27 protein-coding genes are annotated in these 22,855 nt (G+C 39.5%); 13 read left to right on the top strand and 14 right to left on the bottom strand.

What is annotated here, in order from left to right; genetic code table 11:
• Positions 1–5: 5 nt before the first annotated feature.
• From AWW67_RS07250 to AWW67_RS07235, 4 genes are all read right to left on the bottom strand, one after another.
• Complete coding sequence (locus tag AWW67_RS07250) at positions 6–671, bottom strand: CBS domain-containing protein (protein ID WP_053222434.1); 666 nt, start codon at positions 669–671, stop codon at positions 6–8.
• Positions 672–764: 93 nt separating this feature from the next.
• Positions 765–1,331, bottom strand: a complete 567-nt coding sequence (locus AWW67_RS07245) for an anthranilate synthase component II (RefSeq protein ID WP_053222290.1) — start codon at positions 1,329–1,331, stop codon at positions 765–767.
• Positions 1,328–1,858: a CvpA family protein gene (locus tag AWW67_RS07240; RefSeq protein WP_071387071.1), complete on the bottom strand. Its 531-nt coding sequence runs from the start codon at positions 1,856–1,858 to the stop codon at positions 1,328–1,330. Before AWW67_RS07240 ends, AWW67_RS07245 begins: the two co-directional genes overlap by 4 nt.
• A gap of 4 nt (positions 1,859–1,862) precedes the next feature.
• Positions 1,863–2,315: a GatB/YqeY domain-containing protein gene (locus AWW67_RS07235; protein ID WP_062300872.1), complete on the bottom strand. Its 453-nt coding sequence runs from the start codon at positions 2,313–2,315 to the stop codon at positions 1,863–1,865.
• Between the two features lie 66 nt (positions 2,316–2,381).
• On the opposite strand from AWW67_RS07235, the gene AWW67_RS07230 reads away from it, so the two are divergent.
• From AWW67_RS07230 to AWW67_RS07210, 5 genes are all read left to right on the top strand, one after another.
• A complete protein-coding gene (locus AWW67_RS07230; RefSeq protein WP_062300871.1) occupies positions 2,382–3,095 on the top strand; it encodes a pyridoxine 5'-phosphate synthase in 714 nt (237 codons plus the stop codon).
• Entirely contained in the window at positions 3,095–3,862 is a 768-nt protein-coding gene (locus AWW67_RS07225) for an alpha/beta fold hydrolase (RefSeq protein WP_062300870.1), read from the top strand. The genes AWW67_RS07230 and AWW67_RS07225 overlap by 1 nt, the downstream gene beginning before the upstream one ends.
• Entirely contained in the window at positions 3,855–4,565 is a 711-nt protein-coding gene (locus tag AWW67_RS07220) for an SAM-dependent methyltransferase (RefSeq protein ID WP_062300869.1), read from the top strand. The genes AWW67_RS07225 and AWW67_RS07220 overlap by 8 nt, the downstream gene beginning before the upstream one ends.
• Before the next feature lie 79 nt (positions 4,566–4,644).
• Entirely contained in the window at positions 4,645–5,898 is a 1,254-nt protein-coding gene (metK, locus tag AWW67_RS07215; protein ID WP_053222284.1) for a methionine adenosyltransferase, read from the top strand.
• Positions 5,899–5,967: 69 nt separating this feature from the next.
• Entirely contained in the window at positions 5,968–6,447 is a 480-nt protein-coding gene (locus tag AWW67_RS07210; RefSeq protein ID WP_062300868.1) for a DinB family protein, read from the top strand.
• Positions 6,448–6,514: 67 nt separating this feature from the next.
• Here the strand turns inward: AWW67_RS07210 and AWW67_RS07205 are convergent, their stop codons facing one another.
• On the bottom strand, positions 6,515–7,942 hold the full coding sequence (locus AWW67_RS07205; protein ID WP_062300867.1) for a 4Fe-4S binding protein: 1,428 nt from the start codon (positions 7,940–7,942) through the stop codon (positions 6,515–6,517).
• 15 nt (positions 7,943–7,957) lie between these two features.
• Complete coding sequence (locus AWW67_RS07200) at positions 7,958–9,292, bottom strand: NAD(P)/FAD-dependent oxidoreductase (protein WP_062300866.1); 1,335 nt, start codon at positions 9,290–9,292, stop codon at positions 7,958–7,960.
• Positions 9,293–9,532: 240 nt separating this feature from the next.
• On the opposite strand from AWW67_RS07200, the gene AWW67_RS07195 reads away from it, so the two are divergent.
• Positions 9,533–10,246: a head GIN domain-containing protein gene (locus AWW67_RS07195; protein WP_176700012.1), complete on the top strand. Its 714-nt coding sequence runs from the start codon at positions 9,533–9,535 to the stop codon at positions 10,244–10,246.
• Positions 10,247–10,657: 411 nt separating this feature from the next.
• On the opposite strand, the gene meaB is transcribed toward AWW67_RS07195, so the two are convergent.
• Positions 10,658–11,650, bottom strand: coding sequence for a methylmalonyl Co-A mutase-associated GTPase MeaB (gene meaB / locus AWW67_RS07190; RefSeq protein ID WP_062300864.1), 993 nt, complete (start codon positions 11,648–11,650; stop codon positions 10,658–10,660).
• Positions 11,651–11,733: 83 nt separating this feature from the next.
• Between meaB and AWW67_RS07185 the strand changes: the two genes are divergently transcribed.
• Genes AWW67_RS07185 through AWW67_RS07175 form a run of 3 tightly spaced genes read left to right on the top strand, consistent with a single transcriptional unit; the run spans position 11,734 to position 13,735 of the window.
• The gene (locus AWW67_RS07185) at positions 11,734–12,228 is read left to right on the top strand and encodes a rhodanese-like domain-containing protein (protein WP_062300863.1); all 495 of its coding nucleotides are present in this window, start codon (positions 11,734–11,736) and stop codon (positions 12,226–12,228) included.
• Between the two features lie 5 nt (positions 12,229–12,233).
• Positions 12,234–12,857, top strand: a complete 624-nt coding sequence (locus AWW67_RS07180; protein WP_062300862.1) for a TIGR04282 family arsenosugar biosynthesis glycosyltransferase — start codon at positions 12,234–12,236, stop codon at positions 12,855–12,857.
• Between the two features lie 50 nt (positions 12,858–12,907).
• The gene (locus AWW67_RS07175; protein ID WP_071387070.1) at positions 12,908–13,735 is read left to right on the top strand and encodes an MOSC domain-containing protein; all 828 of its coding nucleotides are present in this window, start codon (positions 12,908–12,910) and stop codon (positions 13,733–13,735) included.
• A gap of 2 nt (positions 13,736–13,737) precedes the next feature.
• Here AWW67_RS07175 and AWW67_RS18995 read toward each other — a convergent pair whose 3' ends face one another.
• From AWW67_RS18995 to AWW67_RS07150, 6 genes are all read right to left on the bottom strand, one after another.
• Positions 13,738–13,905: a hypothetical protein gene (locus AWW67_RS18995; protein WP_176700011.1), complete on the bottom strand. Its 168-nt coding sequence runs from the start codon at positions 13,903–13,905 to the stop codon at positions 13,738–13,740.
• 18 nt (positions 13,906–13,923) lie between these two features.
• Complete coding sequence (locus AWW67_RS07170) at positions 13,924–14,967, bottom strand: TolB-like 6-bladed beta-propeller domain-containing protein (protein ID WP_062300861.1); 1,044 nt, start codon at positions 14,965–14,967, stop codon at positions 13,924–13,926.
• Between the two features lie 168 nt (positions 14,968–15,135).
• Positions 15,136–15,432, bottom strand: a complete 297-nt coding sequence (hpf, locus tag AWW67_RS07165) for a ribosome hibernation-promoting factor, HPF/YfiA family (protein ID WP_053222273.1) — start codon at positions 15,430–15,432, stop codon at positions 15,136–15,138.
• A 25-nt stretch (positions 15,433–15,457) separates the two neighbouring features.
• Positions 15,458–16,339 (bottom strand): phage lytic cycle repressor MrpR family protein, encoded by an 882-nt coding sequence (locus AWW67_RS07160; RefSeq protein ID WP_062301523.1) that lies wholly within the window; start codon positions 16,337–16,339, stop codon positions 15,458–15,460.
• 65 nt (positions 16,340–16,404) lie between these two features.
• Positions 16,405–16,599: a 30S ribosomal protein S21 gene (rpsU, locus tag AWW67_RS07155; protein ID WP_053222271.1), complete on the bottom strand. Its 195-nt coding sequence runs from the start codon at positions 16,597–16,599 to the stop codon at positions 16,405–16,407.
• Between the two features lie 131 nt (positions 16,600–16,730).
• The gene (locus AWW67_RS07150) at positions 16,731–17,870 is read right to left on the bottom strand and encodes an acyl-CoA dehydrogenase (protein WP_062301521.1); all 1,140 of its coding nucleotides are present in this window, start codon (positions 17,868–17,870) and stop codon (positions 16,731–16,733) included.
• A gap of 176 nt (positions 17,871–18,046) precedes the next feature.
• Here AWW67_RS07150 and rfbB point away from each other — a divergent pair, with 176 nt between their 5' ends.
• Both rfbB and rfbA read left to right on the top strand, forming a co-directional pair.
• A complete protein-coding gene (rfbB, locus tag AWW67_RS07145; RefSeq protein ID WP_062301520.1) occupies positions 18,047–19,096 on the top strand; it encodes a dTDP-glucose 4,6-dehydratase in 1,050 nt (349 codons plus the stop codon).
• A gap of 2 nt (positions 19,097–19,098) precedes the next feature.
• A complete protein-coding gene (gene rfbA, locus AWW67_RS07140) occupies positions 19,099–19,959 on the top strand; it encodes a glucose-1-phosphate thymidylyltransferase RfbA (RefSeq protein ID WP_062300860.1) in 861 nt (286 codons plus the stop codon).
• On the opposite strand, the gene AWW67_RS07135 is transcribed toward rfbA, so the two are convergent.
• On the bottom strand, positions 19,960–20,967 hold the full coding sequence (locus AWW67_RS07135; RefSeq protein WP_071387069.1) for a M28 family peptidase: 1,008 nt from the start codon (positions 20,965–20,967) through the stop codon (positions 19,960–19,962).
• A 160-nt stretch (positions 20,968–21,127) separates the two neighbouring features.
• On the opposite strand from AWW67_RS07135, the gene rimP reads away from it, so the two are divergent.
• Together rimP and nusA are read left to right on the top strand one after the other, a co-directional pair.
• Complete coding sequence (gene rimP, locus AWW67_RS07130; protein ID WP_062300859.1) at positions 21,128–21,595, top strand: ribosome maturation factor RimP; 468 nt, start codon at positions 21,128–21,130, stop codon at positions 21,593–21,595.
• A gap of 5 nt (positions 21,596–21,600) precedes the next feature.
• The gene (gene nusA, locus AWW67_RS07125) at positions 21,601–22,848 is read left to right on the top strand and encodes a transcription termination factor NusA (protein WP_053222268.1); all 1,248 of its coding nucleotides are present in this window, start codon (positions 21,601–21,603) and stop codon (positions 22,846–22,848) included.
• The last annotated feature ends 7 nt before the right edge of the window (positions 22,849–22,855 follow it).

The raw sequence follows: 22,855 nt of genomic DNA, 5'->3' as shown, positions 1-22,855 counted from the left end.
GGCGGTTAAATGTTGAGGTATTTCATCAACATGTCATAACGGTCTTGGTCGTTCGATTTGATTTCAATTTCTTGAAATTTACCAATTACTTTATATCCAAAACGTTCGATGGAAGCACTGATATGCGAAATATCTGGCTTGTTTACTTTTAAAGTAAGCTTAATTCTTGAGGCATCCATGTAATCGTTGGTAACACAGCTACTCAAAATCTTGGCGTTTTCGCCTTCAACAATTCTGCTGATTTCGGCTAAAGAGTAGTCTCTATAATTCATAGAAACAATGAGAATTGCCCCCGGTTCTTGAACAGCCATTGATTGAGCAAAACTGCTAATGGTGTCTTCTATGGTTACCACACCCAAGAAGTTTCCGTTTCTTCCAATAATTGAAACCAGTTGCACTTCATGCTCATGTGCCATTTTGATGACATCGTAAAAATGCTGGTCTTCAAAAATAAAGCAGTCTTCTGCAAACAAATCGTATTCACTAATAGGCCGTGTAGCATCATTATTTTCGAGGATCACTTCTTCGGAAATAAAGCCTAAGAACTTTCCTTTTTCCACCACAGGCAACTGGTTTGTGCGTAATTCTTCCATCCAAATAATGGCCTTATTGCCATCATCGGTTAATTTTAAAGGTGGAATCAAATAATTTATCAGTTCTGCTGCGGTCATGCTGCCTTTGTTTAAACCTTTTAAATGCAAGGCTAATTTCTACAAATCACCCAATACGTTAAAAGGTTGTGTAACCAGTTTTCAACTTGTGATTTAAACAATATTATAAAAACTCACCCAATTTTTAAGCATTTCTAATCCGTATTGGGTCAAAATAGCTTCGGGGTGAAACTGTATTCCTGCTACTTTTAACTCAACATTTTCAAAGGCCATTAGTTCTCCATTTTCTGTATAAGCAATGGGAAAAAGACTTTTGGGCAAATTTTGAAGTACTAATGAATGATAACGTACCACGTTAAATTCATTGGGTAAATCGTTGAATATAATTGCTTCTGTGGTTTTAATGCTAGAAATCTTACCATGCATTGGGTACTTGGCTTTTACCAAAGAAGCTCCCAAATATTGACCTATGGCCTGATGTCCCAAACAAATTCCAAGCATTGGTATTTGACCAATTTTGCTTTTTACCACGTCCATTAATATACCAGCTTTTTCTGGTTTTTCTGGCCCAGGAGATAGAACAATAGCCGAATACTTACTAAAATTAATGCTTTCAATAGAAACGTTGTTTCTAATTACCTCAGCTTCAATGTTGAGTTGACCAAAGTAGTCCACCAAATTATAGGTGAAAGAATCGAAGTTGTCTAAAATGAGTATCAAGTGATTTGGGGCGAAACCATTTCTTTGATAGAGTCCAGCATTTCTTCGGCAAAGGGCAAAACTACATTTAGGGCTTCAATCAGGTTAGGGCCAAGTTTTACCAAATAAGGGTAAAGTACTAGGTCTTCGTCTTGCCCAGGTAATTCAATACCAAAATTATTGGTAAGCCAAAGGAGAATACTTAAGCCAATGGCCCATTTGGCAATACCGACAATGGCCCCGGCAAATTTGTCAACTCCTCCTAGTAGTGTCATATCCACTACCTTCTTCATTAGTTTTCCGATCATATTCACCAACAGAATAATGGCTAGAAAAATAACTAAGAAGGAAATAAAAGGGAGCAAGTGATCCATGCCTTCTATGTGCTCTTGCAAATAGGAAATGCCAATTTCCATAAGTTTAAAACCACCAATAATGGCCAAAACAAAAGCCAATATTCCGATGATTTCTAAGAGTAACCCTTTTCTAAAGCCCATTACCGCCCCGAAAACGAGCGGTATTAATAGTATGATGTCAAGGGTTTTCAATGAATTAGGCTGTCAGTAATTGCTTTACTAAAGTTGAAATGGTTTTGCCATCTGCTTTCCCAGCTAGTGCTTTGGTGGCTGCGCCCATTACTTTGCCCATGTTTTGAGGGCCAGTAGCACCTACTTGAGCAATAATTTTCTGAAGTTCAGCTTTTACCTCTTCTTCGCTAAGTTGTTTTGGTAAATATTTTTCGATTACCTCAACTTCGGCCATTTCAATAGCATAAAGGTCCTCTCTGTTTTGCTCTTTATAAATTTGTGCAGAGTCCCTTCTTTGCTTTACCGCTTTTATTAAGAGCTTCATTTCAGCATCTTCAGAAACTCCTTCGGTATTTCCTTTTTCAGTTTCCGCTAAAAGAATCATCGATTTGATTGCTCTTAAGGCTTTCAAGTCATCTTTACGCTTTTCAAGCATTGCACTTTTAATATCTGCGTCAATCTGTTGTTTTAGGCTCATCTCAAAATTTTTACGATCAATGAAATCATTAACTTGCGGGCAAAGTTATGCAAATAAAAATATTCCATGACTAAGCTCAGTGTCAACATCAACAAGATAGCCACAATTAGGAACGCCCGTGGTGGAAATAACCCTAATGTAGTTCAAGTAGCAATTGATTGCGAACGATTTGGTGCTCAGGGAATTACTGTGCACCCTCGTCCAGATGAACGCCATATTACCAGACAGGATGTTTACGATTTGAAGAAAGTAGTAACTACTGAATTCAATATTGAAGGCTACCCAGACGAACGTTTTATGGAAATGGTAAAGGAAGTGAAGCCAGAACAGGCTACGCTAGTACCTGATCCTCCAGGGGTTCTTACTTCAAATGCGGGTTGGAATACGGTTGCTCATGAAGAATTTCTGAAAGGGGTGATTTCGGAACTAAAAGCGGCAGGAATACGTGTTTCGATTTTTGTAGCGCCAGAAATTGATATGATTGAAGGAGCTGCCAAAGTAGGCACCGACCGTATTGAGCTTTATACCGAAATGTATGCTTCTGCTTACGAAAAGGATAAAACGAAAGCGATTGCCGATTATAAATTGGCTGCAGCAAGAGCAAAAGAATTAGGCCTTGGAATTAATGCTGGCCACGATTTAGATCTAAAGAATTTGGCCTACTTGAAACAGGAAATCCCTTTTATGGACGAGGTTTCCATTGGGCATGCCTTGATTTGCGATGCGCTATACTTTGGTTTAGAAAATACTATTCAACTTTATTTAAGAGAATTAAGATAATGCAAGAACTCTATTTTAGAGAATTAGGAGAAGGGAAACCACTCATTATACTTCATGGCCTGTTGGGCACATCAGACAACTGGCTTACACTGGGTAAAAAGTATGCTGAACACTATAAAGTTTACATCCTAGACCAACGGAATCACGGTCAGTCTTTTCATGACGATGAGTTTTCTTATCCTGCAATGGCAGAGGATTTACTCAACTTTATGAACAATCATAATATTGAGAAAGCTCATATTCTTGGTCATTCAATGGGAGGTAAGGTGGCCATGACATTCGCTACCGAGCACCCAAATCGAGTAGATAAGTTGATTGTAGCCGATATTGGTCCGCAATCCTATCCGCCACATCACACCCTTATTTTTAAAGGTTTGTTTTCACTAGATCTTCCCAATTTGAGTTCTAGAAAAGAAGCAGATGAAAAGCTGGCGGAATATATTCCAGAGTTCGGAGTGCGTCAGTTTTTGCTTAAAAATCTAGCGAGGAATAACGATGCATTTGAGTGGAAAATGAACTTAGATGTAATTGCGAAAGAAATTGATAAAGTGGGTTTAGGCCTAAACCATAATGCTGAATATAAGAAAAGCACTTTATTTGTCCGAGGTGGAAAGTCGGATTATATTCAGGATTCTGACTTCAACTTAATCCATTCCATTTTTAAGAAAAGTAAAATAGAAACGATTGAAGGCGTAGGTCATTGGCTGCATGCCGAAAAGCCAGAAGAGTTTTTAAATCTCACTTTAGATTATTTGCAAAATGGGTAGTGGACAAGTTTTTATGATTCCGAATGTGATTTCGGCCAACACCCAGCAAGCGGTTATTCCCGAACAAGTGCGCGAGGCCATTCTTAAATGCGACTTGTTTTATGTAGAAGATTTAAGAACTGCTAGAAGATACCTTAGTTCGTTAAGGCTTGGTTTAGTGATTGAAGAGCTTCAGTTCGAGATTCTAAATAAGAAAACCTCTTTCGAAGACTGTTTCGAATTGATACAGCCTGCGCTTTCAGGAAAAAACATTGGAGTGATATCGGAGTCTGGCTGTCCTGGTGTGGCCGATCCTGGCGCTCGTTTAGTACACATGGCACATCAGTTTGGGGTGAAGGTAAATCCATTGGTTGGGCCTTCTTCAATACTTTTGGCCTTAATGGCAAGCGGTTTCAACGGCCAATCATTTACCTTTCATGGCTACTTGCCTATCGACAGAAAGGAAAGACAGCAGGCCATTAGAGATTTGGAAAAAGAATCGAATCAAAAAAACGTTACCCAAATTTTTATGGATACGCCTTACCGAAATGAAGCCTTATTGACCGACATTCTTAAAGTAGCAAAAAAAGAAACTTTCTTATGTGTAGCCAAGGATATTTCAGGAGCAACAGAGCATATTGTTTCAAAATCAGTAGGTAAATGGAAAGCTTCAGACATTGACATGAAGAAGACTCCAGCTATCTTTCTGCTTTACAGTAGTTAGTATTACAAACATTTGTTTTCATAATAGAATCAAAAGCCTAATTTTGGCCTCCAATATTTCAAGAAATAAAGATTAATATATGTCATATCTATTTACCTCTGAGTCAGTTTCCGAAGGGCACCCTGATAAAGTTTCTGATCAAATTTCCGATGCACTTATCGATAACTTTCTGGCTTTCGATCCTGATTCAAAAGTAGCTTGTGAAACTTTAGTGACTACTGGCCAAGTGATTTTGGCAGGTGAGGTAAAGTCTAAAACTTACCTTGACGTTCAGAGAATCGCCAGAGATGTAATCGAGAGAATTGGTTATACCAAAGCCGAATACCAGTTCGATAGCAAATCTTGTGGTGTGCTTTCTGCCATTCACGAGCAGTCGCAAGACATTAACCAAGGGGTTGACAGAGCAAGCAAAGAAGAGCAAGGCGCTGGTGACCAAGGTATGATGTTCGGTTATGCTACTAAAGAGACTGAAAATTACATGCCTCTGGCTTTAGACCTTTCTCATAAAATTCTTCAGGAATTAGCAGAGCTGAGAAGAGAATGTAAGGAAATTCCTTACCTAAGACCAGACGCAAAATCTCAAGTAACCATTGAATATTCTGACGACAACGTACCGTTGAGAATTGACAGTATTGTGGTTTCTACGCAGCACGATGATTTTGCTGGTGACGAAGAAATGTTGGCAACTATCCGTAAGGACATCATCAATATCTTGATACCAAGAGTGATGGCGAAATTGCCAGCCAATCTTCAGGCCTTGTTCAATGACCAGATCAAATACCACATTAACCCAACAGGTAAGTTTGTAATTGGTGGACCACACGGTGATACCGGTTTAACAGGAAGAAAAATTATTGTAGATACTTACGGTGGAAAAGGTGCTCATGGTGGAGGTGCTTTCTCGGGAAAAGACCCTTCAAAAGTAGACCGTTCTGCAGCGTACGCTACAAGGCATATTGCTAAAAACTTAGTGGCTGCAGGTGTAGCTGACGAAGTTTTAGTGCAAGTTTCTTATGCCATTGGAGTAGTTGAGCCAATGGGTATTTTCATCTCTACTTACGGAACCGCTCATGTAGATATGACCGATGGTGAGATTGCTAAAAAAGTATCTGAAGTATTCGATATGCGTCCTTATGCAATTGAAACTAGGTTGAAATTGAGAAACCCAATGTATCTTGAAACTGCGGCTTATGGCCATATGGGTAGAAAGAACGAAATAGTAAAGAAAAGTTTCATCGGGTCTGATGGTCAATCGCACGAAAGAGAAGTGGAATTATTCACTTGGGAAAAACTAGATTACCAAGATCAAGTAAAGGCAGCTTTCGGGCTTTAAGCTATACTTTTATAAATATTAACCCAAAGCCCGGTTCATTGAATCGGGCTTTTTATTTAACTAGCAGCTATGGAACATAATTTAAGAGAAACGATTCTTTCCGCCTTTGAGCGCTTTATGATGATGCCCGAAAACGAAGCCAACCTAAGGCTCGGTGCTGGCAAATGGTCTATTCAAGAAATTGTGGGACATATGATTGATTCGGCTGCAAATAACCATGCACGAATTGTAAAGGCGCAATCTACTGATGACTTGATTTTTGATGGCTACGACCAAGTAGCTTGGGTAGAAAACCAAAATTATGCGGGTGCGCAATGGCATGACTTGATCATTCTTTGGAGACAATACAACCTCCATATCGATTTCATTATCAGCCAAATTCCTGATAAGATATTAAAGAAGGAAAGGCTTAATCATAACCTTGATAAAATAGCTTGGAAACCTGTTCCCACAGACCAGCCCACAACACTTGAATATTTCATCAATGATTATATTAAGCACTTAAAACATCATTTGGGTCAGATTGAGGAGATTATTTCTAATACCTGAGATAACAAAAAAGGAATTGTCAAATCAGCTGACAATTCCTTTTTTGTTAAGTGATGATGCTATTTAGTTATTCTGAAATTTTCACGCTCTCATTACCAATAATAATTGGAGGTAAATCGTAGCGTTTTTCTTCTGGGCCATTTTCTAATTTCAGAACCCCTCTAGGGCAAACCGCAGAACAAACCCCGCAACCCACGCAGCTCGCGCGAACAATATTTTGCCCTTTCTGAGCATATGCCCTTACGTCAATTCCTTGTTCACAATAGGTAGAGCAATTTCCGCAAGAAATGCACTGACCGCCATTCGTGGTAATTCTAAACTTGGATTTAAAACGTTGAATAATTCCCATATAACCAGCCATTGGACAGCCAAAACGACACCAAACGCGGTTGCCAAGCATTGGGTAAAAGCCAACTCCGATAATTCCTGAAAAAATAGCCCCAATAAAGAAACCATAAGGTTTTTGGAATTTAGAATAGATATCGAGCCCAAAAACGGAACTGGCACCAGTAAAATATCCATAGAGCGTAACGGCTGTCATAACAAAAACAAAAACCATTACGCTATGAATAAGCCAGCGCTCGAGTTTCCAAGCGCTTAATTTTTTTGAGGAAAGGTGACGGAAAGGGTCTCCTGCAGTTTCGGCCAAACCGCCACAACCACATACCCAAGAGCAGTACCAACGCTTACCAATAAAATAGGTAAGAATAGGGGTTCCGATTAAGAACAAGCCAATCCCAACGACTAAATAAATCATTCCGAAAGGCTGATAGGCCTTTTCTTGCATCGCGTCTAAATGGTAGCTATAAAAGAAGTCGTAATCGAGTGGCCAAACGTTTTTAATGTCAGTGTCATAATAGCCAACATATTCTCCAGCTGATGTGGTCACATCATTATAATTAAGCGCGGCTAATATTTCAGGAATGGTATAAGCAAAAACCAACTGGGCAATCATCACCGAAATAGTTCTGATAAGTTGATAACGGCTATGTCGGTATTTAAAAATGAACTTCATTCCCAAAGCCAAAATAGCGATGGTGTACAGTGTTCCGTACATAAACCATTGGCTGGCAGGCCGTCCTTTTATGGCCATACTTAAGGGGTCGAACAGCGCTACTAAGCCTTGGTTTTCACCGTTCTGAACAAAACCTACATAGCCTGGAAACCAATACAACAGGACATAGAAGCCAGTAAGTAAAATCCCGACCGCCCAAGCGAAAGCACCTCTGCTGGTCAATGAGAAGTGCCAAACGCCATTATTCTTAATTCCTTCAGGTTGTTTCAAATAACTTCGGGCGCCATACACTGTGGTTCCACCAATCATGGAAATGATGGCGATGGGCATAAATACCGAAGCATCTAAGGCTATATTGGCCCAAGCTGCCAGCAGTATAAGCACTCCAAAGCAGGCCACCACTAAGGCTATTTTCTGGATTACATCTGTATCTTCTGGATGCGGATTCGAAATGGATAAATTCGGTTCTGTAGTCGACATTATTGTCTATTTGAATTATGATACAAAGTCTAAAATGCGTTTCCAGCTTTTCTTTTTAAGCTGAATGTTTTTGCCGTTTTCGCGATTGAATTGTGCGATGATTTCGGCCTCATAGGTTTTATAAAGCTCAGGGTCAAAGTTGGCGTCCTTTAAGTGCTCAAGTGCATAATCGACTGTTCTTCCCTCCTTAAACCATTTATCAAAAGCGTGGTGCCGAAGTCTGAAGCCTAAATTGTTTACGCCCAATAGCTTACCTGTAGATTTATCCCAGCGCAAACGAAGACAGATTTTACCGTTTTTATGTTCCCAATAAAAGTCGCCTTCATTTTCTTTGGCTTTTGCCCAAACCCAACCGTAAGTCTGGTATTCTATATCCAAAAATTTAGCAGAGTTGAACCAATGCCCCGGTTCATATTTGGTGGGTTTATCGCATAATGTTCTAGCGAGCGCTTCGCCCATCATTCGGCCTGTATACCAAACTTGTTCTATGCTTTTTCTTTCTCCATTCGGTTCTAAAAATTCAGCACAATCGCCAAGAGCGTACACATTATCAATATTGGTTTTTAAATATGGGTCTACCAAAACACCTCTTTTTGTTTCAATTTTCGAGCCTTTTAAGAATTCTATATTTGGAGAAACACCTACAGTGAGCCCCACGAATTCACACTGAATAGTTTCTCCCGCTCCAGTAATTACTGCTTTTACACGGCCGTTTTCATCAGAAAGAATTTCTTTTAATTCTGTCGCTAATCGTAGATCGATATGATGTTCTTTGATGTGGCGGTTGATCATTTGTGATTCACCGCTGGGTAAAACATTGTCCCAAAAGCTTTCTTCCCTCACTAAAAAAGTAACAGGAATATTTCTGGAGCGAAGCATTTCGGCCATTTCAATACCAATCAAACCTCCTCCAACAATCACGGCCCTAGAAATATTCTTGGTATTGGCTTCCATGCTTTCCAAATCCTGATAGCTGTATAGGCCTTGTACGCCTTCTAAATCTTGCCCAGGCCATCCAAATTTATTCGGTTTAGAACCTGTGGCAATCACCAACTTATCATAAGTCATAGTTTCACCACCGGAAAAATGGAGGGTTTTACCATCAGTGTCTACTTTTTCTACAAAGGCGCGTTTTAGGTCAATTCTGTTTTTCTTCCAAAACCAATCCTCATACGGCTTGGTATGCTCGTATTTCATATGGCCCATGTAAATGTACATTAGCGCAGTTCTGGAAAAGAAATGGTCGGTTTCGGCAGAAATCACAGTGATTTTGTGGTCGCTGAGTTTACGGATATGCCGAGCCGTAGTAATGCCCGAAATGCCGTTTCCTATAATTACAATGTTATGCATAGCTGGATGATAATACCCAAGTTGAGGTTTTTAGTTGCCTGAACATGTCGTTTTTATGACTGTAATACAAATTCTTGATATTTGGCTTTCGCTTCTGCTGAATTTAAGGAATAAATGCCGCATGTTTAACCTCACCCTTGCTAAATGAATGAACATATTTATCTTGAGGAGTTATTCGGAATGGTCGTGCAACCTTTTACATTGGCGACCATCTTTAGGCCAGATTTAAGTTTTAAGAAAATGAAAACATTATTAAGAATTTCGAGACCCACTTTACTTGCCGCTTTTATGGTAATGTTTGCCGCGACCGCTTTTGGGCAAGCCAAGCAAAAGAGAGAGATATCTGGCGTTAGAGAGTTGAGTGTAAGTAATGCTTTTGCTGTTGAAATCCGAGTTGGAAATCAAGAATCTTTGGAAATAGAGATTGATGAGGACTACATGGATGATGTAATTACAGAAGTAAGAGGAGGTAGACTGACAATCAAAATGAGAGATCAATCTGGAAGAAGAGGCTATAGAATGAGAGAGACCCCGAGGGCTTATCTTACTGTAAAGTCGCTAGAATCAATTTCTGCCAGTGGTGCTGTTTCTATCAAAACCATGCAGACTTTAGAAAGTAGTAAAATGAGCATTGATCTTTCAGGAGCTTCATCTCTAAGCTTAGATTTAGATGTGAATGATTTGAACTTAGAAGTTTCTGGCTCATGCGTAATCAATTTAAAAGGTAGGGCCGATAGGCAAACGGTTAGAATTACAGGAGCCTCTACTTACAGCGCTTATGACCTTCAGAATAAAATTGCAGACTTGCGTGTTTCTGGTGCTAGTAATGCAAGAGTTAATGTTTCTGAAAGATTAGAAGCTAATGTTTCTGGTGCCTCTAGTGTTCGCTATCGTGGAAATGCTTCTGTAGATTCAGATACTTCGGGTGCTTCAAGTGTAAGAAAAGGAGAGTAGGTTTTTAGAATGTTTCTCTGAGTTTGAAAAGCGATATCAGAGGAGTATTCGCGTTGAGAGAGGAGAAGTCAGACAAAAACAGATTCTTCAGAACGGTCGATTCTTTTCTATTTCAAATCGTGAAATTTAGATCCTTCGTTTCTCATCCGCTAAAGCTCCTGCGAACACGGGCCTCAGGAAAAGAAAGCAGGTGGTTTCGTTTCAATCGTTTTTTGGTGGTGGAGCAATCGCTAGACATTTTTCGGATTCTTAAACCACATACATTAATAGTTCACATGAACTTTACTTATATGCACTCTGCTTTGCATCCTGAGTGGTAACGAAGGAACTAGAAACACTTAGTGTCGAGAGATTAAACCGAAAGAGTCTGTTCGTGATATGAGCTTTTTGTCATGCACCAACAGACTCTTCTCATTCCCCCTTAAATTTTTGAATTAACTGTCTAGCTGCATTTAATGCAGGTAAAGAACCAGCCTTCACGGCTTTGGTGATTTCAGGAAGGCTGTTTTTTACAGCATTGTTGGTATAAAACTCTTGTTCCAATAAAGCACTAATGTTTTCCTTCATCCAGTTTAAATTTTGGGCCTTTCGGTTAGTGTCAAAATAACCGTTCATTTGGGTGTGACGAACGTATTTTTCCATCATTTCCCAAATTTCAGACAAGCCCGTGTTTTGTAATGCAGAACAGGTTTTTACTTCGGGAATCCAGCCCGATTCAGAAGCAGGGAACAAGTGAAGTGCGTTTTGGTATTCAACTTTAGCCCGTTTTGCGGCTTTAATATTATCGCCATCTGCTTTGTTAATTATTACCGCATCGGCCATTTCCATAATACCCTTTTTAATACCCTGAAGTTCATCGCCTGCTCCGGCCAACATGAGTAATAAAAAGAAATCGACCATACCGTGCACCAAAGTTTCCGACTGACCAACGCCTACGGTTTCGATAAAAATAACATCGAAACCAGCGGCTTCGCAAAGCAGCATCGCTTCACGGGTTTTGCCGCTTACTCCACCCAAAGCTGTGCCTGATGCAGATGGACGGATAAAGGCTTTCGGGTTTCTGGCCAAAGTTTCCATTCTGGTCTTATCACCCAAAATACTGCCTTTGCTCAGTTGGCTACTTGGGTCGATGGTAAGTACCGCTAAGTTTTTGCCTTGCTGCGTTAGAAACTCACCAAAGGATTCGATGAAAGTACTCTTTCCAACACCAGGAACTCCCGTAATACCAATGCGAATCGCCTTGCCTGCATGCGGAATAATGTTTTCTAACAATGCTTGCGCCAGCTCAATATCCGATGGTAAATTACTTTCTACCAAAGTAATGGCACGGCTCAAAATCAGGCGATCGGAATTTAAGATTCCGTCCGTATAGGCTTTTACGCTAAGTCTTTTTGGTTTCAACATCTTCAGTACCGAAAGTAATAATTATTTAACTTGGCCAAACATGATTGTCGAACAAACCGATCAAATATCCTTAAGAAGACTCAATGGCATTTAAAAAACTTGGAAAATGGTTGCTGCTTTGGCCATTTGGGTTTCTGTTTCTGCTGATGACAATACTCTATTTTACACCACAAACGGCACGTTTGTTCTACCCAAAAGAAGTGTTGAACATTAGCCCATCAGAGGCAAAGAACTTAATTCAATCCCAAAAGCTACTGATCTTGGATGTTCGCGAACAAGCAGAATATGAAGTCAGTCATTTGTCGGGCGCCAAACGTTTTACACCCGAAGTACTGAAAAGCATTGAACCCGACACCGAGATTTTGGTGTATTGTACCGTAGGGGTTAGAAGCGCCAGTTTGGCGAAGGAACTTAAGAACCAAGGTTTTTCGAATGTGCATAACATTGATTTGGGCGTTGTAAACTGGAAAAACCAAGGTTTTGAAGTGGTAGACGATAAAGAACAAACCACAGAAAAAGTACATGTATATAAGGCTATATTTGGCCATTGGTTGAAAAAAGGGGAAGCGGTTAAGTAAGATATATGGGAAAGGCATTACTCATCATTTTTGTTAAAAACCCAGAATTGGGAAGGGCTAAAACCCGCTTGGCCGCTACGGTAGGAGAGGAGGCCGCTTTAGCGATTTATAAACGTTTGCTGGAGCGTACTAAATCCATAACCCAACCTTTAGCGGTGGACAAAACTGTGTTTTACAATCAGGCTTTGGGTGAAAATGACTTATGGTCAGCGGAAGATTATTCTAAAGAAGTTCAATCGACAGGCGACTTGGGCGTGAAAATGCTTGAGGCTTTTCAATCTTCTTTTGCCAAGGGCTATGAAAGAATTTGCATCATTGGCAGCGACTGCTACAACTTAACTACTGAAATCTTGGAGCAAGCTTTTTCCTCTCTAGAAAATCATGATGCTGTGATTGGTGAAGCCGTAGATGGAGGCTATTATTTGATCGGAATGAACCGCTTGATTACTGATGTATTTCAAAATAAGAAATGGAGTACCGAAGAGGTTTTCCCCTCTACCATTCAAGATTTTAAGAATAAAGGGCTTTCCTATTTTGAACTCCCTATTTTAAATGATGTTGATACCGAAGAAGACTTGGGCGATTGGGCACAAGATATTTTGAAAGGACACAGAAAAGCTAAGAAGTGAATCTTGAAAGATTCCATTCTTTAATAAATTCAAGCTCAAATTTTAACCGTATGCCGAACCTGATTATTACCGCACTTTACATTTATCCGATTAAGTCATTGGCGGGTATTGAAGTAGCCAAAGCCAAAGTAGAAAGCCGTGGTTTCCAAAACGACCGCAGGTTCATGTTAGTCGATGAAAACAATCAATTCATTACTCAGCGCAAATACGCTAAAATGGCTTTGCTTCAGCCAGAACTGACTGCAACAGAAATTATAGTTCGGCACAAAACAGAAGCGGTAAGCCCGCTAAAAATCAGTTTGGACGAACCCAATACCACTCCCGAAATGGTAACCATTTGGGACGATACCTGCCCTGCAAAACCTGTGAGCCCCGAAGCAGACGAATGGTTCAGTACTGTTTTAGGAATGAAGTGCCGGCTGATGTACATGCATGATGATTCCATCCGCCAAGCCGACCAGCGTTATGCCATTAACGAAACCGACAAAGTGAGTTTTGCCGATGGCTATCCCTATTTAATGATCAGCGAAGAATCTTTAGCACAACTGAATGGGAAGCTTGATGAACCAATGGACATGAGAAGGTTCAGGCCGAGCATCGTTTTTAAAGGCGGAAAACCACACGAGGAAGATGAGATAAGGAAGGTGTTTTGTAACGGAATTGAAATGTATGGCGTAAAGCCCTGCGCCCGTTGTGTAATGACTACCGTAAATCCTGATACTTCTGAAAAAGGCAAAGAACCACTAAAAACCCTCAGCACTTATCGTCAGATTGGCAACAAAATACTTTTTGGTGAGAATTTTATCGCCACTAGCGAGGGCGAATTAAAAGTGGGGTATTTGCTAAAGGTGTTGGAGAGGAAGGCACCTGCTTTGTAAGCCTACTGTGCTTTTCTTTTGGTCATTTTTTTAACCAATAACTCAGCAAATCCTCCACCCACAAGTCCTGCAATAAGAATAAATAGGCCTTCCGTGAAGCTGTACAAATTAAGAAGGTAACCAGCAGAAATTGGGATAAGTATTAAGGGTATTGAGTATTTAAGTTTCATAAGCTGAAATAGGAGCTCTTAATTTAACGGGTAAGTATAAATATTATAAGGCTCCTCATCTGGAAAACACACATAAAACTGTTTGTGTATTTTGTCATAAGCAAAAGAGCCAATTCTACTATTAACTTCTAAAGTATAATGTTCTAAAGGGTTTCCGTCCCAATCGAATACTTGAATTTTGCCTTCGTCTGGCCATCTTTTCGAAGCATAGATTTTATGGTCAACTTCTACCAGTGAAGAGAAATAACGTTTTATTCCCTCTGGCAATATTTGAATTCCAGGAGGGGGCAACAGCTGCTTCCTAGGGCTGATAATTGTGGAGCGGATATAATTTCCTTTCAAATCAAAGAAGTTCAATTCATCTAGGTAGGTGGGGGCTGCAACGAATCTGTTTCTCTTTTTATTGACAACAACCGAAGATTGAAAGATCATGAATTTTGTATAGTCCTTCATTTCTACATCCAATACTGGGATGAAAGGAATATATGTTGTGTCCTTTGTGCTGGAGTTAAGAATAACAAATCTCCCACCAGTTTCAGGGTTGGCTAAAAAGAGAGAGTCATCAATATGATGTAAAGTCACGGTGACACTGTTTAAATCAGGTGCTCGTTCTTGTGTAATGGCATTATCGCTGCCTTTAATTACTTTTAGAATATTTACTTCGGAAATTCGATTAGTACCTATGTCGTATAGCCTTATTACGGGTGAATTATTCTGTTTATCGTAAGAGGTTTGCTTTAACATATCTGGCATTTCAAATTCATTTGGGGCCGAACCCTGAGTGCCAATTTCTCCAAGTAGTTTATGGCTGTTTGTACTGTATATTTTTATGAAGGGCGCTTCTCTTTTTTGAATCACTAAAAATGTGTCAACCACAACAAGGTTTGCCCAAGTAGTGGTGAGTATAATTTCCTTTGCAGGCTTGCCAGAAAGTATTGCTGTTTTAGGGAATTCTTTGACGATTATATCTTGATTAGAAGCATCACTACCAGAAGAACTACAACTGGCGAAAATGAAAATGGATAATAGGAGACAGATGCAGGTTTTGAGCTTTGAAGACATAGTTGACCAGTTAATTTCAGATAAATGTTATTGATCTTTTATTATTTATATAGAAAAATTAGGATCAATATAAGCATATTTACTTATTTTATTCTCGAAACGATAATAAAAAATGAGCTGCCTTTTTACAAAAGCAGCTCATTTGATTTAATGAATTCTTATTTATCGTTAGTGCGCCAAAGATTTTTCTTTGTGCTTTTTGATTTGTCTACGTAGGGCTTCAGTACAATGATCGGTTGCGGCCTCGAACGAACCGTTGGTTTTTTCAGCAAAAAGCTGGTCGCCCGGAACGTTCAATTTAATCTCAACCGTTTTGTTTTCAATCCCCTCATTATTCACTCTTAAAATGACTTCTGCATCAATAGTTCGGTCGTAAAAGGTATCTAGTTTATCTAATTTTTTCTGAATGAAGTCGATCAACTTCTGATCTGCATCGAAGTGAACTGATTGAATCTGTACTTTCATAATCGTAATGTTTAAGGGTTAAAACTTAAGCTTTAGGGTGCGCCTGATCAAAAACCGATTTCAGCTTTTCAAGCGAATTGTGTGTATATACTTGCGTTGCCGCCAAGCTGCTGTGCCCTAAAAGATCTTTCACAGCATTAAGGTCTGCGCCTTTATTTAGAAGGTGCGTGGCAAATGTATGTCGCAAAGCATGGGGACTTTTCTTCTCGGTAGAAGAAACCATGTCCAGAAAATTATTTACTATTCTGTAAACCATCATCGGGTATGCCTTGTCTCCTTTGTTGTTTACGAGTAAAAATGCATTTGGATTGCCTCCGAACACATGATTTTTCTCAGCTTTATACTGAGCAATGAGTGAGAGGAGTGGTGCAGCTATGGGTATTACACGCTCTTTGTTTCTCTTACCCAATACTTTAAGGGTGTTTTGATGATGGTTAATATCCGAATCTTTGAGCCCAATTAATTCCGATAATCTTATGCCTGTTCCGTAAAGTAATTCGATGATTAGCTTTTGTCTCAGTCCTTCAAAGTCATGAGTAAATTCGAATCGGTCTAAAAGGTTGACCAATTCTTTTTCATCGGCAAAGCTGGGTAAGTCTTTTTGGGTTTTAAGTAAGCGAACTTTGGCAGTTGGGTCTTTTTCAATTTCGCCTCGCTTGATTAAGAATTTGTAATACGACCTAAGGCTAGCAATTTTTCGGTTAACCGTACGGGGCGAAGTGCCAGCATCCATTAAAGATAGCACCCAAGAACGCACCATTATTTGAGTGGCCAAACTTAGGTCACTGCATTTAAATTGTTCCGAAATGTAATTTGTGAATTGTGCGAGATCTGATTGATAGGAAATAACAGTATGCTTACTGTATCTTTTCTCGAACGATATGTATTTGAAGAATGAATCAACCATGTTAGCACTGTGCTTTCGCAATCAGTACTAACATAGTGATTAAATATGATTAGAAAAAGTAAGCCTTAGTAGTTTTCGTTGGCGTACATTTTTTCTTTGTAAGCTGCTTTGATCTTCTGAGCTCTGTTAGCAACTGAAGGTTTTTCGTAAGCTTGTCTTGCTCTTAGTTCTTTCAAAACACCAGTTCTTTCAAACTTCTTTTTGAACCTTTTTAGAGCCCTGTCGATAGATTCGTTTTCTTTTACGTTAATAATAATCATAATCCTTGAAACACCTCCCTTCAATTTGGACTGCAAAAGTAGGGGTTTTATTTTTCTAAACCATTGATTTCCACAAAAAAAGGACAGCTATTCGGCTGCCCTTCTCTATTCTTTTTCAAATTCAGGGTTGCTTACTTCAAAATTGACCTAGAAATTACCAGTTTTTGAATTTCTGAAGTACCCTCGCCAATCGTACAAAGCTTCGAATCACGATAGTATTTTTCTACCGGATAATCTTTGGTGTAACCATATCCGCCAAAGATTTGCACCGCTTCGTTAGAGAATTCTACCGCACATTCAGAGGCATAGTATTTAGCCATGGCCGATTCTTTGGTAACACTTTTGCCATTGTTTTTCAATTCTGCAGCCCTAAAAGTGAGAAGTTTAGCGGCCTCTAACTTTGTGGCCATATCCGATAACTTGAAGGAAATGCCTTGAAAGTTGAAAATCGGTTGGTTGAACTGCTCTCTTTCTTGAGAGTATTTCAATGCAGCCTCAAAGGCGCCTTCCGCAATACCTAAACTTAGTGCAGCAATCGAGATTCTACCTCCATCCAAAACCTTCATGGATTGTATAAAGCCTTGACCTACTTCGCCCAAAACGTTTTCTTCAGGAACTCGGCAGTCTTCAAAAATCATTTCGGCAGTTTCTGAGCTGCGCATGCCCAACTTGTCTTCTTTCTTTCCACCTTTAAAACCAGGCGTGCCTCTTTCTACCACAAAAGCGGTCATTCCATGAGAATCGCCCACTTCGCCAGTACGAACAATAACTACGGTAATATCACTGCTTTTACCATGTGTAATCCAGTTTTTAGTACCGTTAATTACCCATTCGTTGCCGTCTTTTTTGGCTGTGGTTTTCATATTTCCAGCGTCAGAACCAGTGTTGGGTTCAGTTAAACCCCAAGACCCGATCCATTCGGCAGTAGCCAATTTTGGCAACCATTTTTTCTTTTGCTCTTCATTACCAAACTGAAGAATATGCCCCGTGCACAGAGAGTTGTGCGCGGCCATTGAAAGGCCAACCCCAGGGTCTAGTTTGGTCAGTTCCATAATGGCTGTTATGTATTCGTCATAACCAAAACCAGAACCACCGTATTCTTGAGGAACAATTACGCCCATAAGGCCGAGTTCGCCCAATTTCTTCATTACATCTACAGGGAAGGTTTGGTCATCGTCCCATTTATTTCTAAAAGGAGTTATTTCTTTCTCTCCAAAATCCTTGATCATACTGGCGATCATGGTTTGGTTTTCGTTTAGCTCAAAATCCATGGTTGTTATTATTTTCTGAAAATTACGCAATTTCATTAACCGAACAAACGATCGTTAGGTAAATTGATTGTCAATGGTTGATGTTCAATAATTTGTCAAGTTGAAAACCTTGTTGAATAGGAAGGCTGTCGAATAAGTGCAATCTGTTATCTTTGAACATGTTCAATACGGAAAACATGAATAAGATTTTAATAACAGGCGGAGCAGGCTTTATTGGGAGCCATTTGGTAAGGCTTTTTGTAAAGAAGTACCCCAATTATTCCATTTATAATTTAGATGCCCTTACCTATGCTGGTAACCTCGAAAACCTGAAGGATATCGAAGAAGAGGCTAATTACACCTTTATAAAAGGAGATATTAATGATGCTGATTTCTTGGAGGATATTTTCAAAGAACATCAGTTTGATGCAGTGATCCACTTGGCAGCAGAATCTCATGTGGACCGTTCAATTACCGACCCATTGGCCTTTGTGAAAACGAATGTAATAGGCACAGTAAATCTTTTGAATGCAGCCAAAAACACCTGGACCGGAAACTTCGAAAACAAACTTTTCTATCATGTTTCTACCGATGAGGTATATGGTTCATTAGGCGAAACGGGTTATTTCTTGGAGACTACTCCTTACGATCCACAATCACCTTATTCAGCATCAAAAGCGAGTTCAGACCATTTTGTGAGGGCTTATGCCAATACTTACAAAATGCCTATTGTGGTTTCGAATTGTTCCAATAATTATGGTCCTTTTCAGTTTCCGGAAAAGCTGTTGCCTTTGTGCATCAACAATATAAAGAACAGTAAAGCCTTGCCTATTTATGGTAAAGGCGAAAATATTAGAGATTGGCTTTTTGTAGAAGATCATGCCAAGGCCATCGATATGATTTTCCATAAAGGAAAAGAAGGCGAAACCTATAATATTGGGGGCTTCAACGAATGGAAGAACATTGACATTGTGAAGCTGCTTTGTAAAGTGATGGACAAGAAATTGGGAAGGGCTGAAGGTACTTCTGAAAAGTTAATTACCTACGTAACCGATAGGGCTGGCCATGACATGCGCTATGCGATTGATGCCAGTAAGATTAAAGAAGAATTGGGTTGGGAACCTTCCTTACAATTTGAAGAAGGAATGGAGAAAACCGTAGATTGGTACCTGGCCAACGAGGAATGGTTGGGTCATGTAACCTCAGGGCAGTATCAGTCATATTATAGTAACCAGTACAAAGACTAATTATGAAAGGAATTATACTCGCAGGAGGCTCAGGAACAAGGTTGCATCCTTTAACATTGGCGGTGAGTAAGCAGCTTATGCCTGTGTACGACAAGCCTATGATTTACTACCCGTTGTCTATTTTGATGATGGCAGGCATCAAAGATATTCTGATCATTACTACACCTCATGATAACGCACTCTTCAAGAAATTGCTAGGAGACGGAAGTCAGTTAGGTTGCAACTTTCAGTATGCCGTGCAAGAAAACCCAGAAGGCTTGGCGCAGGCTTTTATTATTGGAGAAGAATTTATTGGAGATGATAAAGTGGCCTTAGTATTGGGCGACAATATTTTTTACGGCTCTGGCTTGCCAAAATTACTTCAATCAAATACTGAAGTAGAAGGTGGAGTGGTTTATGCTTACCGCGTTTCTGACCCAGAAAGATACGGTGTGGTGGAGTTTGATGAAGAAAAAAATGCCCTGAGCATTGAAGAAAAACCTACTGAGCCTAAATCGAATTACGCAGTGCCTGGTCTTTATTTCTACGACAACCGTGTAGTAGAAATTGCTAAGAATTTGAAACCAAGCCCTAGAGGAGAGCTGGAAATTACGGATGTAAACAAAGAATATTTAGCCAAAGGTGAGCTTAAAGTAAGTATCCTCGATAGAGGAACTGCTTGGCTTGATACAGGTACTTTCGAGTCATTAATGCAGGCAGGTCAGTTTGTTCAGGTGATTGAAGAAAGGCAAGGTTTTAAGATCAGCTGCATAGAAGAAATTGCCTACAGAATGAAATTTATTTCTAAAGAACAATTGGAAGCCATAGCCAAACCTTTGGTTAAATCGGGGTATGGGCAGTATTTATTGAGTTTGTTGAAATAGTTACTCGTTAAAGATTACAGTAAGCAAAGTTTCACCTACGGCTTGTAAGGTGGCTTTGCTTATTCCTTCCATATTATCTTGTGTGGTATGGTGGCCAGGGAAAAAGCTGTTCTGAGCCTTTCTGTAGTCCATAATATCAATCATCGGAATTCGTGCATATTTATTGACGTAAACATGGTCATCTATAAGTCCGTTTTGTAAAACACTTTCTTGTTTAAAGTATTTTTGATGGCCTAATTCATTGGCGATATCCCAAACCTGAGTGAGTATTCGGCCTGCATTTTCTTGCGACACTCCATCATAATAGAAGGAGGCATCTTTCGCGCCCACCATGTCGAGCAAAACTCCATAATAGGCAGTATAGTTAGGAATATGTGTTTTCTTACTCCAATATTGAGAACCCAAACACCACCATGAGTCTTTGTCTCCTTTCATTCTACCGAAGTCCTCACCAGCATCACCCCAGTCTTCACCATCAAACAAAATGATATCGATACCCACATCTGGATTTTGAACTGAGCCAATAACTCTGGCCACTTCCAGTAAAACCCCAACCCCACTTGCTCCATCATTCGCGCCATCCAGCGGAGCCCTTTTATTCTCAGGATCATTATCCGCAAAAGGGCGAGTGTCCCAATGTGCGGCTAATAACAAGCGTTTTTTCTTCTCTGGATTAAAGCTCGCCACAATATTCTTGAGTTTGACTTTTACTCCACTGTACGTATATTCTTCAAATTCTTGTAGATATACTTTGGCGCCATACGATCTAAATTTCTCTTCAAACCATTCACTAGCTGCTTTGTGAGCTTCGGAATTGGGTACTCTCGATCCAAAATCAACTTGTTTCTGAATAAATGAATAGATAGAGTCTACATTAAAGGCAGGCGCGGAAATAAGTGTTTTCGAATTGCGTTTTTCATTTTCTGAATTTTTTGATTCGGAACAGGCCAAGGCTGAACAAAATAGGGCAATCAACAAAAAGAAAATTAATCTGTGGCGTACCATCATTTTTGGTTTGAGTTTTAGCCAAAATAATAGACTCCTAGGTTAAAATCTATCTCTCAGACATTTATTTGATTTGAATAAAAAAAACATTAATTTTGCATCACTTAAGGGAATTTACCACGAGGGGACCAAAAGTCCCCTCTTTGTTTTCTGATTATAGTTTATGGATTTAAAGGATTTTGTAGAGAAGGTGGCTTTAAGTAGCCTGAAGGATGAATCCTACTTTATCGTAGATGTGATTGTGAAAGGCGTTAGCGGAAAGACCAAAATTTTGGTGCTTTTAGATAGCGACAGCGGTTTCAACATTGACGATTGTGCAGATTTAAGCCGAGCCATCAGTAACGAAATGGAGGCTGAGGCCATCATGGATGATCCATATATTTTAGAAGTTTCATCGCCTGGTCTTGATCATCCGTTGAAGTTGAAAAGACAGTATCAGAAAAATGTGGGCAGAGAGCTAAAGTTAGTTTTGACGGATAGCTCAATTGTAAAAGGAAAACTCATAGAGGTTTGCGAGAATACCATTAAGTTTGAAAAAGAAGTAAAAGAGAAAAAGAAAATAGGTTCTGAATTGGTGGAAATCAATTTCGATACTATCGAAAAAGCGAATGTATTAGTGTCATTTAAGTAATCAGAATGGACAGTTCAATATTAATCGAATCATTAGCAGAGTTTGCGAAAAATAAAAATGTCGACAGACCAACCATGATCAGAATTCTGGAAGATGTTTTCAGAACCATGATCAGGAAAAAGTACGAGGTTGATGATAACTTTGATATTATCATTAATGCCGATAAAGGTGACTTGGAAATTTGGCGCTTTAGAGAAATTGTTGACGATAACTCTGAAGATATTTGGGACTATGACAAGATAAGCCTTTCGGAAGCACGTAAGATTGAACCTGATTTTGAAGTAGGTGAGGAGGTTTCTGAGGAAATTAAATTACTAGACTTTGGACGTAGAGCCGTAATGACTGCTCGTCAGACATTGATTCAAAGGATTAAGGATTTAGAGAAGGATATTCTTTATCAGAAATATAAAGACTTAGTAGGCGAAATGATTACCGCTGAGGTATATCAGATTTTGGGTAGAGAAGTGTTGCTTATAGATGCCGAAGGGAATGAAATTTCGCTCCCAAAGGCAGAACAAATACCAAAAGATCGTTTCCGTAAAGGAGATTCTGTACGTGCGATTATCGATCGTGTAGACATGGTTAATGGCAACCCTAAAATTATTCTTTCAAGAACTTCAGGCGAATTCTTGGAAAGACTTTTCGAGAACGAAGTGCCAGAAGTTTACGATGGTCTAATTACCATTAAGAAGGTAGTTCGCGAGCCAGGCGAAAGAGCCAAGGTAGCTGTTGAGTCTTACGATGATCGTATTGATCCAGTAGGCGCTTGCGTTGGTATGAAAGGGTCTAGAATCCATTCTATCGTACGTGAGCTTCAGAATGAAAATATAGATGTAATCAACTTTACCGACAACATCGAGTTGTATATCGCCCGAGCATTGAGTCCTGCTAAAATTACTAGCATGAAAATTCGGGAAGAAGATGGTAGAGTTTCAGTTTTCCTTAAACCAGACCAAGTTTCATTGGCCATTGGTAAAGGCGGACAGAATATAAAGCTAGCGTCTAAGCTAGTTGGGTTAGAAATAGATGTGTTCAGAGAACTATCTGAACTAGAAGAAGAAGATGTTGATTTGGATGAGTTTTCTGATGAAATCGACAGTTGGATTATTGATGAGTTAAAGAAAATCGGTCTAGATACCGCAAAGAGTGTGCTTGCTCTTTCTCAAGATGATATTGTGAGAAGAACAGAGTTAGAGGAAGAAACAGTAAAGCACGTTTTTGGTATCCTTTCGCAAGAATTTGATAAGGACTGAGATTTTT

The organism is Roseivirga seohaensis (assembly GCF_001592945.1).
GTDB classification, from domain to species: Bacteria; Bacteroidota; Bacteroidia; order Cytophagales; family Cyclobacteriaceae; genus Roseivirga; species Roseivirga seohaensis.
This window is presented reverse-complemented; position numbering and strand designations above follow the sequence as displayed.

Coding starts and splice junctions, on each gene's coding strand:
- AWW67_RS07175 (WP_071387070.1), top strand. CDS start 12,908: ATGCCGAACCTGATTATTACCGCACTTTACATTTATCCGATTAAGTCA.
- meaB (WP_062300864.1), bottom strand. CDS start 11,650: ATGTTGAAACCAAAAAGACTTAGCGTAAAAGCCTATACGGACGGAATC.
- rpsU (WP_053222271.1), bottom strand. CDS start 16,599: ATGATTATTATTAACGTAAAAGAAAACGAATCTATCGACAGGGCTCTA.
- AWW67_RS07185 (WP_062300863.1), top strand. CDS start 11,734: ATGGCATTTAAAAAACTTGGAAAATGGTTGCTGCTTTGGCCATTTGGG.
- metK (WP_053222284.1), top strand. CDS start 4,645: ATGTCATATCTATTTACCTCTGAGTCAGTTTCCGAAGGGCACCCTGAT.
- AWW67_RS07235 (WP_062300872.1), bottom strand. CDS start 2,315: ATGAGCCTAAAACAACAGATTGACGCAGATATTAAAAGTGCAATGCTT.
- AWW67_RS07170 (WP_062300861.1), bottom strand. CDS start 14,967: ATGTCTTCAAAGCTCAAAACCTGCATCTGTCTCCTATTATCCATTTTC.
- nusA (WP_053222268.1), top strand. CDS start 21,601: ATGGACAGTTCAATATTAATCGAATCATTAGCAGAGTTTGCGAAAAAT.
- AWW67_RS07180 (WP_062300862.1), top strand. CDS start 12,234: ATGGGAAAGGCATTACTCATCATTTTTGTTAAAAACCCAGAATTGGGA.
- AWW67_RS07250 (WP_053222434.1), bottom strand. CDS start 671: ATGACCGCAGCAGAACTGATAAATTATTTGATTCCACCTTTAAAATTA.
- AWW67_RS07135 (WP_071387069.1), bottom strand. CDS start 20,967: ATGATGGTACGCCACAGATTAATTTTCTTTTTGTTGATTGCCCTATTT.
- AWW67_RS07195 (WP_176700012.1), top strand. CDS start 9,533: ATGAAAACATTATTAAGAATTTCGAGACCCACTTTACTTGCCGCTTTT.
- AWW67_RS07230 (WP_062300871.1), top strand. CDS start 2,382: ATGACTAAGCTCAGTGTCAACATCAACAAGATAGCCACAATTAGGAAC.
- AWW67_RS07205 (WP_062300867.1), bottom strand. CDS start 7,942: ATGTCGACTACAGAACCGAATTTATCCATTTCGAATCCGCATCCAGAA.
- AWW67_RS07225 (WP_062300870.1), top strand. CDS start 3,095: ATGCAAGAACTCTATTTTAGAGAATTAGGAGAAGGGAAACCACTCATT.
- AWW67_RS18995 (WP_176700011.1), bottom strand. CDS start 13,905: ATGAAACTTAAATACTCAATACCCTTAATACTTATCCCAATTTCTGCT.
- rfbA (WP_062300860.1), top strand. CDS start 19,099: ATGAAAGGAATTATACTCGCAGGAGGCTCAGGAACAAGGTTGCATCCT.
- AWW67_RS07150 (WP_062301521.1), bottom strand. CDS start 17,870: ATGGATTTTGAGCTAAACGAAAACCAAACCATGATCGCCAGTATGATC.
- AWW67_RS07220 (WP_062300869.1), top strand. CDS start 3,855: ATGGGTAGTGGACAAGTTTTTATGATTCCGAATGTGATTTCGGCCAAC.
- AWW67_RS07200 (WP_062300866.1), bottom strand. CDS start 9,292: ATGCATAACATTGTAATTATAGGAAACGGCATTTCGGGCATTACTACG.
- hpf (WP_053222273.1), bottom strand. CDS start 15,432: ATGAAAGTACAGATTCAATCAGTTCACTTCGATGCAGATCAGAAGTTG.
- rfbB (WP_062301520.1), top strand. CDS start 18,047: ATGAATAAGATTTTAATAACAGGCGGAGCAGGCTTTATTGGGAGCCAT.
- rimP (WP_062300859.1), top strand. CDS start 21,128: ATGGATTTAAAGGATTTTGTAGAGAAGGTGGCTTTAAGTAGCCTGAAG.
- AWW67_RS07160 (WP_062301523.1), bottom strand. CDS start 16,339: ATGGTTGATTCATTCTTCAAATACATATCGTTCGAGAAAAGATACAGT.
- AWW67_RS07210 (WP_062300868.1), top strand. CDS start 5,968: ATGGAACATAATTTAAGAGAAACGATTCTTTCCGCCTTTGAGCGCTTT.